The organism is Parasphingorhabdus sp., assembly GCF_039982415.1.
Taxonomy (GTDB): Bacteria; Pseudomonadota; Alphaproteobacteria; order Sphingomonadales; family Sphingomonadaceae; genus Parasphingorhabdus.
Genome location: NZ_JBDWYL010000008.1, coordinates 25,558 through 38,410 on the forward strand (window position 1 = coordinate 25,558; position 12,853 = coordinate 38,410).

Sequence of the window (12,853 nt, forward strand, 5' to 3'; positions counted from 1 at the left end):
CAAGTCAACAGCCATGCTGCACTGCAGAAAATTCGATCAAATATCAGTAATTTAAAAGAAAACGGGCGCGCTGTTTAGAGCAGCACGCCCGCCTTGGATTATGGGTGGTCACAAACTCTTATGGACACCGTGTGTCGCGAGCGGGCGCTGCTGACGATCTGGTTTGCCAGGAACCATCAGGAGACTGATATTTTTCACCAGCAACCGTTCGCATGATCAAATTGCATCCGGATGTGAATGCAAATTGTTCCACCGTTGAATTGGTTTCCTGTGCTTTTCGGGTGTAAGCAGCTTTGCGCTTAATGTTAAGATCCTCAACCAGCGCTTTAGTCGATGCGGAAGGTGAGGAAACATAACCCAAATAGCCATCTGGTTTCTCACCAATTGCACCAGAAGCGCGTGCGGCCGCGTAAGCGGGGTCACGCTGCGCCAACACAGGGGTTGCTAAAATTGCGGTCAAAGCCAGGCCGCCAACAACGGCAGTCGCCTTATTTTTCCGTATAAACTCAAACATCAGAAAATCTCCGCTTCACTGTTAATCAAATCTTTTGCGTCACTATCCAGCCGATAAACGACTTCTTGTTTAATATTGATATTCAAGTTGATCACGATGGGTTTGTCTGGCGCAGAAACCTGCACGCATGCTGCCAGAACGGCATTGAGCCCCAAGGTGACCCCCAATATGAGGCTGGTTGTCTTCCCTCTTTTCATGATTGGTCGAATCGCATTTCCAAATGCATCCGTCAATCGGCTTCTCTTATGGCTCATTATCGCTTTCCCGTGGCTGAACAGATGATTCAGAATTGTTTTGCAACATTTTGGCGGCTTCCGATGCCCGCTCTTCCTGCGCCCTTAACAGCGCCGGCAAATTTTGCCCGACCAATATTTCCGGTTCGTAAAAGGCCTTTGCACTGCTCATTAACTGCATGAAAGGCGCCTGTATGCGTACATTAAATTCTAAAGGGATTTTAGCCAATTGCTTGGTGATGAAGTTTGTGCTGGCATCATCGCCTTGTTGCAGGCCGGCAAACTTCACCTCGGTAATTATCTCACCGTCTATCGCCCCATCCATCCCGATTGTTAACTGCTCATATCTCAATGATTTCAACGCATTAAAGGCGAAGTTTGCGAAGGCTCCCATATCTTCATAAGATAATTCTCCAATATAGGCGAGCGACCCGCCGCCCTTGCGGGCAATGAGATATCCTCCGGCAATGCGCCCGCCATTTTGATCAAAAACCATCGGTAGTTTTCCATCGAATACGCCCGTGGCGCTCAAATTCTCAAAGTCAAATTGCGTCAGAAATTGGGCTGCGTCGACTCCGACAACGGTAAATTCCAATCGCCGTTCCGCTTCTTCTCCTAAATCGAGAATTGTAGGTTCCAAATAGAGCATACCGCCGGCAAAAGGCCATTGCCCGCCTTCCACTTGCATTTTATAATCTGGTAAAAGTCTGTAAAAAAGCTGCCCATTGAACGCAGCGACACCCGGATTGACCTCCGCCATGCGGACCAATTGCCCAGTTTCTGTCACCAGACCCAATAAATCTGAAAATTTAATCTCACCTGAAAGTCCAGTAACCGGACCGAATGCCGCCGCCAAATTGATTGATTCCGTTCGGAAAACCCCGGTGCTGCGAATGCCATCGCTATTGTCATCCCAATTGATTTTCCCAGAACCGGTCACAGTGCCGTCAACATTTGCGATCACCCCTAAAGTAAGCGGAGTGAGCAGTTCCGGTTGTAATTGGTCATCAAAGGTCAATGCCGAAACATCTAAAAGCGCCTCACCAGTGCTGTTGTCCAACGAATGCACAATATCGAGATTCGCGATTGATCGCAGTGTCGTGGGCTCTCGCAACTGGCCGTTAGCCGTGACCACCCCATTGGCGAAACGCAATTTGATATCATCGCTGATTAACGGCCGGAAACGCTCCACTTGCTGCTCATCGCGCACGCGTAATTTGCTATCGGCTGAAAATTCGCCATTTTGATAGCGCCAGTCTCCTTCAACATTTTCGAGCAACAACGGCACGCTTGCGATCTGACCATTGGCTCCGGATAATTTCCCGCTAATCACTGATCCAAAAACGGCATTGACCTGTGCAATATCAAATTGCGTGAGATTGTCTTCCGTACCCAATCTCAACGAGAGGTCTTTGCCGACAAACCCGTTGGCTAAAGACAGGGCCAATGCCCCGCTCGATAGCGAAAGAGGCGAATCCCCCAAGCGACCATCCAGACTGAAAGAGGGTAGTTTTGCTTCAATTCTCAGCTGGCTTCCGCTGTTGGAGACGATGGCATTATTGCCATCCGGACATAGTTGAGTGCGTGTCGGTCCGAATAGGAAAGTCGCAGCACGAAGGCTAGCAAATTCTACATCGACACATTTGCGGAACAGAGAAAATGATCCTCCGCTGCCGATACGTCCATCAAGCGGAATTTGCAGTCCCGTCAATTGGCCATCTGGCAAGGGACCAGACAAGAGAATCCGACCGTCCAGATCAGTACCGCCACCGGCCGAAGGTGAAAAATTCAACGAGGGGATGTTTATTTTTGCGGTCCCGGATTGATAAGCGGCAATTTCGATATTACCGGCAAATCCGCGGGCCAGGCTGCCATCATTCAAGTTGATGCGCGCATCGGGAAAGCCGCCACCATTGAGCAATAAATCCCCTTCCGCGAGCATTTTTACATCGCCGTCCACAAAATTGAGCAGAATGGCATCATCCAGCTCCATTCTGCCACCGGAGCGAGAAGAAACAATCAAATTATCTACCGCCAACTTGGTTCCCGATGCCGCCATATCAAACCGCAAGGCACTGACGAAATCGATGGAGGCACCCGCCTGTTTGACAGCCTTCGCAAGTTTTTGCGTAATCGGCCCAAGCGGTGTTTCTCGGGTGGACATTGCGAGGCCAGAGGCTTGGCTTAAAAGATCGGCGGAAAAACTGGCCGATCGGACTTCCGGTTGTCCTTCAAACCGGGCGGTGACCGGATCGTCACCATAGCCAAATTGAAACGGTCCATTGATTTTTGCTGATTTTGCAGCGCCAAAAGGTGTCTGGATACTATTGGCGACAAGATCCACATTGCCGCTGCTGCGTTCCAGGTCGCCGGTAAAGGCCAGGGTGGATTCCAATTTTTGAGAGCGATAGTCACCATAGCGCAGCGGACCTCCCGAAACGCCTGCATCTCCGGACCAGCTGGTAAAATCTTGTCCAAGAATGACGGCGAGTTGGACACCCACATCCTGCAGCGAAAATTGCAAGTCCGGGCATGCAAGCGATGGCAAACGAAGCGGACCTGATAATTCTGGCTTTCTGTCCTTTATTGCGATTGTTCCGAAATAGCTGGGCCGGGTAGCGGTGCATCCGGCCAATTCAAGCTGATCTCCAAGAGCCCCCATTTCACCGGAAAAGCCATCATGCAGATTGCCGCTGCCGTGCAGACTCAGACCAAAAGCGCCATAATCGCTGTCGATTCTCAGCTGCGTCTTTTCGAGCACCAACGCAATATCTGGCAATGCCAATGGACTGTCATCATTGGGGTCGGCAAATTTATCGAGCGCGCCAAAGGATAATTTCCCGTTTTCCAAACGGCCATAGGCTTTGACGCCTCGCGCCAAGACCCAATTAATCCCAGCGCCGTCGGTGCCAAGACTATTACCGATTTCGACGCGATCTGCGGTCAGATCGGGAGCATCGGGATCGCCAATAACGAGATTGCGGATAATCTGTTTGCGAAAACCAATATCTTCAATTTGATAACTGGCTTCAATTTCCAATTGATCCAGTTCCGAGCGAACAAAATTGTCCGCGATCGAAATGCGACTGAACCATATGATGATAAAGCCGATAAGGAGCAGAAACAGAATAACATAGACCAACAGCCATGGACTAAATCTGCGCCCGATCGGGCCTTGGTCGCGTTCTTCCTCCATTTCGCTGAAATGCAGAAGTCTAGCTTAAGTTGCAATGTACAAGTGCACCGATTGCATAGTTTTTACGCCAAATTATTTGAGATCGACATTTTCGGCCATATCAAAGGCTTTCATCCTGTTTCCTGTGCCCAACGCATAGCAAATTGGTATTTGCGGTTCATGGACAATAACAGAAACGCCCCAGCGGCACCGGCACATCCTTCCAATCCCGATCAAAATATCGATCAGACCATGATCACGGAACAGTTAATCACTGGAAACGGGCAATTGTTGCGAGATCATGATTTGCTCCAATATTTTCTCGCAATTGTCTCTCCCCATTCAGACACGAGATTGCTTGCCAGCAGGCTCATCGGGAAATTTGGTGGGCTGGCCGAACTGCTGTCCGCCGATGGTGAAGCAATCCAAGCGAATTCCGGAATGAGCCGAGCCAATACAGCATTGTTAAAAGCCATTCACACGGCCTGCTTGCACTTGATCGCGCAGCCCGTCCGCTGCCAGCCCATGCTCACCAGCTGGCCCGCTTTGTTGGACTATCTTCGTGCCGATATGGCCTATCTGGCGCATGAACGCGTTCGCATCTTGCATCTCAACAGCAAAAACTATTTGATCAAAGATGAAATCGTCAGCGAAGGATCAGTTGATCACGCCGCATTATATCCCCGGAAGATCATCAAACGTGCTCTGGATCTGGGCTCTGCCGCGCTCATTTTGGTTCATAATCACCCGCATGGCGAGAGCGCGCCCAGCCGCGAAGACATTGCCATCACCAAAAAAATTGGCGCCGCCGCCCGCAGCCTCGGCATCACATTGCACGACCATCTTATCATCGGGAATGATGGCTGCTTTTCTCTACGTTCAAAAGGATTGCTGTAACCTTCGGTTCAAGCCCCGCTATCCTTGCCGGTGATCAATCTTATGCCGAGTTGCAGGGTAAAATAAGACCAAATCCAATTGACCAACACCGATATCCGGTTGCGGACACCCGAGAGAAAACCGACATGAACAGCGCCCCACAGCCACCAGGCAATAGCGCCATGCAATTTCATAAAGCCAAAATCCGCGACCGCACTTTTGCGACCAATAGTGGCGAGGCTGCCTTGGTGTTTATAGGCAAAGGGCGCAATCTGTTCGCTCTCCATTAATTGCTTTTGAATATAGCTGGCTACGTAGACTCCCGCCTGTTTTGCTGCCGGCGCGAGCCCCGGAACCGGATTGCCATCCCACGCATTGCTGCCCGCCGTATCGCCTATTGCAAAAATATGGTCATAGCCGGCAACGCGCATATGCTCATCGACGCTGACCCGCCCTGCCCGGTCTGTTTCCGCTTCCAGCCATTTACCAGCGGGAGAGGCGATCACACCGGCCGCCCAAAGCACCGTTTCCGTTGCGATTTCCATATCTTCGCCAATTTGAACGCGGTCAGCCGCAATATCGGTAACCCGCGATTTTAGCCTTATATCAACGCCCAAATCGGCGAGCGATTGCGCGGCATGTGCGGAAAGCTCTTCAGGAAAGGCTGGCAATATCCGCTCCCCAGATTGTACCAGAATAATCTGAGCTTGCGCCGGATCAATGCGGCTAAACTCATCTTTCAGTCCTTGATGAGCAAGCTCGGCTATAGCGCCCGCCAATTCCACACCGGTCGGCCCTGCGCCAACAATAACAAAGGTCAGTAACCGTTTAACGCGTTTTGGGTCATTCGACGATTCTGCGCGTTCAAATGCGCGCAAGACATGGGCTCTCACCGAGACACCATCTTCTATGGTTTTAAGTCCTGGCGCAAACGGCGCCCATTCATCCTTGCCAAAATAGCTATGCGACGCGCCGGTGGCCAACACCAAATGATCGTAAGTCAATTGATTTTGACCATAGGTCAAAGCATTTTCCGCTGTGTCAATTGCGCTGACTTCACCCAATAAAACGCGAACATTTCCATCATTGCGAAACAATCCCCGGATCGGTGTTGCAACATCAGCTGGAGATAAGGCGGCGGTGGCAATTTGATATAATAAGGGTTGGAACAAATGATAATTGTGCCGATCAATCAGAGTTATCCGCACGGGCAGGTTTTTCAATTTATTGACACATGCCAATCCGCCAAACCCAGCACCAACGACGACAATATGCGGCCAATGATCCGGTACATCCTCATATTTTCGATCAAATAATATATTTGCCTCTAGCCATGCTGAAATGGCCCGATCGACCGATAAAAATCCGGCACCAAAAAAGACCAAAATACCGAGTAACAGCATAGGATAAGATGTGAGATCGGGATGCAGTCCCATCACCGCCAATGTGCTGAGAATAAGGATCATAGCCAATGCGGCCAATGGTATGAACAGGCCCAAGACAAGCAAAATAGCCAGTCCGATCGCAACGCCTGCATGCATTCCGGCAAATGTTTTTACCGGGAGGAAGTTTTCCGGGCCGGACATTCCAATCGCGCCCGCTACAGCCAATAGGGTTACCGCTAGCCAGAGACGAATGATCAGCAACCAAATTGGCGCGATGATGGTCGTAAGAAAATCGAGAAATTGCATGGCCGGCCGAGCAAATGGCAAGGCGCTGCCGCCCAGACCGCCCGCCAAGGCGCGATCCAGAGAAAATCCTCCAGCGCCGCGCAAAACATACCAGCCCAAAATCGCAATAAGCCAGAGATTGAGATCGGTCGCGACATATTCAATTTGGCTCACCGCCAATAAGGTCAAAATCGCAAAAGCCGCGCCGCGCGTAAACAGACCAAACAGCAACAAAATGGGAGCGATAATCTCGATCAAAACGCCAATCAAAGCCGCTGTTTCTGGCGCCATCCAAGACACGGGATATTCAAAGCGTGCAAGACTAAGGGCGGTATCCCAATCCGAGAGTTTAACAATGCCTGATCTGAAAATGGCTTGGGCTACAAATATCCGAACCAATATATCAAAAAAGGGACTGATCAATCCGATGATGGACCGATAGGTCTTGGTCCAGATACGCAATGTTATTCTCAAAAACGGGGACAGACGTTCTTCTTGCAATATCGCTTGATCAGCATTCATCTATGATCCCCTAAACCCGTTTTATTTCGATCTATATCCAATGTCATGTCGGCTGTGACAACTAATAAAGAAACATCGGCATATCTTCAATTTGAACCAAATTCGCGCGATATTCTCCCGCATCATATAAGCCAGAGACATTCACGCCTTTCGTGCCGTCTAGCAAGGTGCCAATTGGTACCACACCATATTTACCGTTGGTCAAGCAGACCATATTGGAACTGCGGCCCTCTTCGATAAGTTGCACGGCTAGCGCGCCAAAAGCAAAACCGACCATGCGATCCATAGCATCGGGTTCCCCGGCGCGCATCAAATAGGCCAGCTCTTGGACAATGGTTCGTTCGGATGATCGGGATTCAATTTCCCGCGCCAACTGCGTCCCAATATTCACACCAATGCGATGCGTATTGGATTTGCTGAGTTCCGCATCATCCTCACCGGCTCCGGATAGTTTTGCCCCTTCTGAAACCAAGCATATGGCATAGCTTTCCGGATTGTTCTGCTTGTCCGACAAGAGAAGCGGGAGCAAGACATCCATATCCGCTGGCACTTCCGCAATGACAGTGCGATCGGCTTGCGAAAGAAATCCGGATAATAATGCGGTTTCCCCAGATCGCCGACCAAAAAGCTCGATCACGGCGATCCGCTCATGGCTCGCCACGGTGGTCCGCAAAGCATTAATGGCGGCCACCGATCGCGTCACGGCGGTTGAAAATCCGATACAGTAATCCGTCCCAAAGACATCATTATCCATTGTTTTTGGTATCGAAATGACGGTGCGTCCAAGACTGGCAAGATGGGCAGAAAAGCGCAGTGTCCCATCGCCACCCATTGTAATCAACGCGTCGATTCTCAGTGCATCCAATATATCCAGTACTTTTTGGGTTTGATCCCCTTGCGCGGTATTCCTGGGATCACATCGCGAGCTATGCAAAATCGTACCGCCTTGGCGATCAATGCCGCGCACCGTATCTTTGTCCAGCACCATAGCCGCATTTTCCAGCGACCAGGGATCGGATGGGTCGGTTTCCAATACCCCTTCCCATCCCCGTTTTAACCCGATGACATCCCAGCCGCGCTGGCGTGCGGACATAGCGATAGATCGAATACAAGGATTGAGCCCTGGCACATCGCCGCCGCCGGTTAATACTGCCACACGCATCATCTTCTCCCTGTCGACCATGCTATAGATTGAACGACACATTGCCGACTCATTATCTAGCTGCTAGCGGGTCCGCAAATCACAGAATACACAAAGGCTGGAGTAAACCAGCTTTTTCAGTTTCAAGGAAAGAAAAAAATGATACCGCGCTATTCCCGCCCCGAAATGGTTGCCGTTTGGGAGCCTGAATCCAAATTTCAGATTTGGTTTGAAATTGAAGCTCATGCGACGGATGCTTTGGCCGAATTGGGTGTTGTTCCCAAGGAAGCGGCAGCGGCCATTTGGGCCAAAGGCAAATTTGATGTGGCGCGCATTGATGAAATTGAGCGCGAAGTCAAACATGATGTTATCGCCTTTCTAACCAATGTTGCAGAAAATGTCGGTGAGGAAGCCCGCTTCATGCACCAGGGCATGACATCCAGCGATGTTTTGGACACGTGTGTTGCCGTTCAATTGACCCGAGCAACCGATATCTTGCTCGCCGATATGGACAAGCTGCTTGCCGCCATCAAAAAACGGGCTTTCGAACATAAGCTCACTCCCACGATCGGCCGTAGCCATGGTATTCATGGAGAACCAGTGACCTTTGGCATGAAACTCGCACAAGCCTATGCCGAGTTTGAACGCAACCGAGAACGGTTGGTGCTGGCTCGAAAAGAAATTGCGACATGCGCCATTTCCGGTGCGGTCGGGACTTTCGCCAATATTGATCCCAAAGTGGAAGCGCATGTCGCAGAAAAAATGGGATTGGAAATTGAGCCAGTGTCGACCCAGGTGATCCCTCGCGATCGCCATGCTCAATATTTTGCAACGTTAGCAGTAATTGCATCGTCAGTGGAAAGGCTGGCTGTTGAAATAAGACATTTGCAGCGCACGGAAGTATTGGAAGCAGAGGAATATTTTTCGCCGGGTCAAAAAGGGTCCAGCGCCATGCCTCATAAACGCAATCCCATTCTAACCGAAAATCTGACGGGATTAGCGCGTATGGTCCGCAGTTACGCTCTGCCTGCAATGGAAAATGTTGCGCTATGGCACGAACGTGACATCTCGCACAGTTCGGTTGAACGGATGATCGGTCCTGATGCGACAATCACTCTCGACTTTGCTTTGGTGCGCCTCACCGGTGTTATCGAAAAATTGCTCATTTACCCGGAACGGATGCAAAAAAACCTCGATCGCATGGGCGGCCTGGTCCATTCGCAGCGGGTTTTGCTCGGCTTGACGCAAGCGGGGATTAGCCGGGAAGATAGCTACCGGATTGTCCAAAGAAACGCCATGAAAGTTTGGGAGTCTGATGGCGAGATTGCCTTACTTGACTTGCTTAAGGCGGATCCGGACGTCAGTGCGAAAATGACCGACGAACAGCTCGAAGACCGTTTCAATCTGGACTATCATTTCAAGCATATCGATACGATTTTCGCGCGCGTCTTTGGTGATTAAAGACACTGTTTAACCCTATTCGGTAACAAGTCTGGCCACTGATCGCTTTTAAGCGTAATATGAACGCAGTTTCGTTTTCGAAGGTACCATATGCAGTTTATAAAAACATTATTCTGGGTCATTTTGGCGATTATCTTGGTGGTTTTTGCAGTCAATAACTGGTCACCCACTTCAGTATTAATCTGGGAAGATGTTCGCATCGATACAAAATTACCAGTCTTGGTCATTGGAGCATTTTTGCTGGGCTTCTTCCCTTTGTGGCTCATTCATCGGACATCCAAATGGCGCTTGAATCGGCGGATTAAAACACTTGAAGCGGCAGCGCGCCCGGCCCCCGCACCAACCTCAGCGCAATCACCTGCCCCCTCAACGAACCCAACAGCAACACCAGAAAAGCCCGGGCCGCTTGATCTGGACAAGGAACAAATTGCGGAACCGGCGCCAGCCGTCACATCAATCACCGCCAAGGATGACAAGGCAACAGGCTTATGAGCAATCCCATATTTGTTGCCTTGGACACACCCATACTCGACAATGCCATTGCGCTTGCCCGTGCCGTCAAAGGGCATGTCGGCGGCCTCAAGCTGGGTCTCGAATTTTTTTGTGCCAATGGCCATCATGGAGTTCATGAAATTCAGAAAATCGGCCTGCCAATCTTCCTCGATTTGAAAATGCACGATATCCCCAATACTGTCGCCAAGGCAATGCAAGCCATTAATGTTCTTGAACCCGCTATTGTGACAATTCACGCCTCGGGCGGGCGGGCGATGATGGAAGATGCCAAGGCTGCAGCCGGAAGCCACACCAAAGTCGTTGGCGTCACGCTGCTGACTTCGCTGGACGAGCGGGATATGACCAAAATTGGTTATCAAGGCACACCGCATGAGCAAGTGGAACGTTTGGCAAATCTCTCAGCCGAAGCTGGACTGGATGGAATCGTCTGTTCGGGGAATGAAATTGCAGCGGCACATAAAAACTGGAAAGACGGCTATTTCGTGGTGCCAGGATTGCGTCCAGCCAATGGCAAAGCAGGGGACCAAAAACGCACCGTTACGCCGCGTGCGGCGCGGGATAATGGCGCCAGCATATTGGTCATCGGTCGCCCAATAACCGCGGCCGAAAATCCCAATGCAGCGGCCCGCGCAATCGAAGCCACTTTATAAAAAATGGACAAGACAGAGATAAAAATTTGTGGACTTTCCACGGAAGATAGCATTGCCGCTGCCGCTGCGGCGGGAGCCGACTATATTGGCTTGGTCCACTTCCCGAAAAGTCCGCGGCATGTATCCTTGGACCGTGCCGCTGAATTGCGCGCCTTTGCACCGGATTCGCTGAAAATTGTTTTGTTGCTGGTCAATGCAGATCCCAAACTAACCGGTCAGGCAATTAATGTGGTCAAGCCTGACATATTGCAATTTCACGGGAGCGAAACCCCGGATTGGATTGCATTGGTGCGCGATCAAGCCGACCTTCCGATCTGGAAAGCGCTCGGCTTGAGGGACAAAGATACGCTTCAGAAAAGCAGCCGTTTCGAAGGCGCTGCAAGCCGCCTTCTGTTTGATGCGCCCGCCAAATCATTGCCAGGTGGAACCGGTACACGATTTGATTGGTCGGTTCTCGAAGGTCATCAGCACCTTATCCCTTGGGGTCTCGCCGGCGGGTTGGATGCTGACAATATCGCTGAGGCCATGACGGCAACCCAGCCGCCGCTCGTCGACGTCTCATCCGGCGTTGAATCCGCGCCGGGTGTCAAAGATGTGGACAGAATCGCTGCCTTTTGCCAAGCGGTTCGCACCTATGACGAAACACGATAAACTTTCGAACAGCTTCCGCAATCAACCCGATGAACGCGGCCATTTTGGTCAGTTTGGTGGGCGCTATGTTGCCGAGACGCTGATGCCGCTCATCCTTGATCTGGAGAAGCATTATCGCGCAGCACAAGCCGACCCAGCTTTTGCGGAAGAATTTGACGATCTGCTTGAACATTATGTCGGCCGCCCTAGTCCGCTCTATTTTGCTGAACGCCTGACCGATCACATCCGAAAAGACGCGCCCGAAGGCAAAGGCGCGCAAATCTGGTTCAAGCGCGATGAACTAAACCATACCGGTGCGCACAAGATCAACAATTGCATCGGCCAGATATTGCTCGCCAAGCGCATGGGCAAGACCCGGATCATCGCTGAAACCGGGGCCGGTCAGCATGGCGTGGCCACCGCTACGGTTTGCGCCCGTTTTGGCCTACCCTGTGTCATCTATATGGGCGCTACTGATATTGAGCGGCAGAAGCCGAATATTTTCCGGATGCGGCTGCTTGGCGCAGAGGTTGTTCCAGTGACCAGCGGATCGGCTACGCTGAAAGACGCGATGAATGATGCTTTGCGCGATTGGGTCGCCAATGTGCACGATACATTCTACATTATCGGCACGGCCGCTGGCCCCCATCCCTATCCAGAGCTGGTGCGCGATTTCCAAAGCGTGATCGGCCGCGAAGCGCGCGAACAGCTACTCGAGCGCACCGGACGCCTACCCGATCTTTTGGTGGCGGCAATTGGCGGTGGTTCCAACGCCATTGGTCTATTCCATCCCTTCCTTGATGATCCTGACGTTGATATGCTCGGTGTAGAGGCGGCGGGCCATGGCTTGAACAAGCAACATGCCGCGTCACTAGCGGGCGGCAAGCCCGGTATTTTGCACGGTAACAAAACCTATTTGCTGCAGGACGAAGACGGACAGATTGACGAAGCCCATTCGATCAGCGCTGGCCTCGACTATCCTGGCATTGGGCCTGAACATAGCTGGCTGAAAGAATCCGGCAGGGTGCGTTATGACAGCGTGACCGACACAGAAGCGCTAGAGGCGTTCCAACTACTCTGCGGCACGGAGGGGATTATCCCGGCCTTGGAACCAAGCCATGCGATTGCAGCTGTGGCGCGCGAAGCCGTGAAGATGGATCAGGATCAGATCATTCTCGCCAATCTCTGCGGGCGCGGCGACAAGGATATTTTCACCGTCGCCGAGGCATTGGGAACAGAGATATGAAAATAGATTGGCGGGCACTGCTCGCAATGCCTCTGTTGATAGCGGGTATCATACTTCGGGAAGTGTATCACAACAGTTTGAATTGGTGGAAAGTGACAGAGGAGCTGGCAAGCGCGAGAGAAGAATCTGGAGCACCAGTTTATTGTTTTGCTGATTGTGGACCGATACCACAAGAAATAGCGATTTGGGGACATGCGAGCATTGTGTTTTTCATCCTCGGTT

11 protein-coding genes are annotated in these 12,853 nt (G+C 51.2%); 6 read left to right on the forward strand and 5 right to left on the reverse strand.

The features are described 5' to 3' along the window. Window positions 1–118 precede the first annotated feature (118 nt). Genes ABJU74_RS12695 through ABJU74_RS12705 form a run of 3 tightly spaced genes read right to left on the reverse strand, consistent with a single transcriptional unit; the run spans window position 119 to window position 3,943 of the window. Window positions 119–514, reverse strand: coding sequence for a YdbL family protein (locus ABJU74_RS12695; RefSeq protein ID WP_348384634.1), 396 nt, complete (start codon window positions 512–514; stop codon window positions 119–121). Continuing rightward, window positions 514–711: a YnbE family lipoprotein gene (locus ABJU74_RS12700; protein WP_348384926.1), complete on the reverse strand. Its 198-nt coding sequence runs from the start codon at window positions 709–711 to the stop codon at window positions 514–516. Before ABJU74_RS12700 ends, ABJU74_RS12695 begins: the two co-directional genes overlap by 1 nt. Before the next feature lie 46 nt (window positions 712–757). Further along, window positions 758–3,943 carry a YdbH domain-containing protein gene (locus tag ABJU74_RS12705; protein ID WP_348384635.1) on the reverse strand — a complete coding sequence of 1,062 codons (3,186 nt, stop codon included), beginning with the start codon at window positions 3,941–3,943 and terminating at the stop codon, window positions 758–760. A 42-nt stretch (window positions 3,944–3,985) separates the two neighbouring features. Here ABJU74_RS12705 and radC point away from each other — a divergent pair, with 42 nt between their 5' ends. After that, window positions 3,986–4,819: a DNA repair protein RadC gene (radC, locus tag ABJU74_RS12710; protein ID WP_348384636.1), complete on the forward strand. Its 834-nt coding sequence runs from the start codon at window positions 3,986–3,988 to the stop codon at window positions 4,817–4,819. A gap of 8 nt (window positions 4,820–4,827) precedes the next feature. On the opposite strand, the gene ABJU74_RS12715 is transcribed toward radC, so the two are convergent. Together ABJU74_RS12715 and ABJU74_RS12720 are read right to left on the reverse strand one after the other, a co-directional pair. Further along, window positions 4,828–6,990: an FAD-dependent oxidoreductase gene (locus ABJU74_RS12715; protein ID WP_348384637.1), complete on the reverse strand. Its 2,163-nt coding sequence runs from the start codon at window positions 6,988–6,990 to the stop codon at window positions 4,828–4,830. 61 nt (window positions 6,991–7,051) lie between these two features. Beyond that, the gene (locus ABJU74_RS12720) at window positions 7,052–8,152 is read right to left on the reverse strand and encodes an ATP-dependent 6-phosphofructokinase (RefSeq protein ID WP_348384638.1); all 1,101 of its coding nucleotides are present in this window, start codon (window positions 8,150–8,152) and stop codon (window positions 7,052–7,054) included. 138 nt (window positions 8,153–8,290) lie between these two features. Here ABJU74_RS12720 and purB point away from each other — a divergent pair, with 138 nt between their 5' ends. The 5 genes from purB (at window position 8,291) to trpB (ending at window position 12,631) form a co-directional block, all read left to right on the forward strand. Continuing rightward, complete coding sequence (purB, locus tag ABJU74_RS12725) at window positions 8,291–9,592, forward strand: adenylosuccinate lyase (RefSeq protein ID WP_348384639.1); 1,302 nt, start codon at window positions 8,291–8,293, stop codon at window positions 9,590–9,592. Between the two features lie 90 nt (window positions 9,593–9,682). Beyond that, window positions 9,683–10,084, forward strand: a complete 402-nt coding sequence (locus ABJU74_RS12730) for a hypothetical protein (protein WP_348384640.1) — start codon at window positions 9,683–9,685, stop codon at window positions 10,082–10,084. Then, the gene (gene pyrF, locus ABJU74_RS12735) at window positions 10,081–10,755 is read left to right on the forward strand and encodes an orotidine-5'-phosphate decarboxylase (RefSeq protein WP_348384641.1); all 675 of its coding nucleotides are present in this window, start codon (window positions 10,081–10,083) and stop codon (window positions 10,753–10,755) included. The genes ABJU74_RS12730 and pyrF overlap by 4 nt, the downstream gene beginning before the upstream one ends. A gap of 3 nt (window positions 10,756–10,758) precedes the next feature. Next, window positions 10,759–11,406 (forward strand): phosphoribosylanthranilate isomerase, encoded by a 648-nt coding sequence (locus ABJU74_RS12740; RefSeq protein WP_348384642.1) that lies wholly within the window; start codon window positions 10,759–10,761, stop codon window positions 11,404–11,406. Then, window positions 11,390–12,631 (forward strand): tryptophan synthase subunit beta, encoded by a 1,242-nt coding sequence (gene trpB / locus ABJU74_RS12745; protein WP_348384643.1) that lies wholly within the window; start codon window positions 11,390–11,392, stop codon window positions 12,629–12,631. Before ABJU74_RS12740 ends, trpB begins: the two co-directional genes overlap by 17 nt. The last annotated feature ends 222 nt before the right edge of the window (window positions 12,632–12,853 follow it).

Coding starts and splice junctions, on each gene's coding strand:
- pyrF (WP_348384641.1), top strand. CDS start 10,081: ATGAGCAATCCCATATTTGTTGCCTTGGACACACCCATACTCGACAAT.
- ABJU74_RS12705 (WP_348384635.1), bottom strand. CDS start 3,943: ATGGAGGAAGAACGCGACCAAGGCCCGATCGGGCGCAGATTTAGTCCA.
- ABJU74_RS12715 (WP_348384637.1), bottom strand. CDS start 6,990: ATGAATGCTGATCAAGCGATATTGCAAGAAGAACGTCTGTCCCCGTTT.
- ABJU74_RS12720 (WP_348384638.1), bottom strand. CDS start 8,152: ATGCGTGTGGCAGTATTAACCGGCGGCGGCGATGTGCCAGGGCTCAAT.
- ABJU74_RS12695 (WP_348384634.1), bottom strand. CDS start 514: ATGTTTGAGTTTATACGGAAAAATAAGGCGACTGCCGTTGTTGGCGGC.
- ABJU74_RS12740 (WP_348384642.1), top strand. CDS start 10,759: ATGGACAAGACAGAGATAAAAATTTGTGGACTTTCCACGGAAGATAGC.
- ABJU74_RS12730 (WP_348384640.1), top strand. CDS start 9,683: ATGCAGTTTATAAAAACATTATTCTGGGTCATTTTGGCGATTATCTTG.
- purB (WP_348384639.1), top strand. CDS start 8,291: ATGATACCGCGCTATTCCCGCCCCGAAATGGTTGCCGTTTGGGAGCCT.
- trpB (WP_348384643.1), top strand. CDS start 11,390: ATGACGAAACACGATAAACTTTCGAACAGCTTCCGCAATCAACCCGAT.
- ABJU74_RS12700 (WP_348384926.1), bottom strand. CDS start 711: ATGAAAAGAGGGAAGACAACCAGCCTCATATTGGGGGTCACCTTGGGG.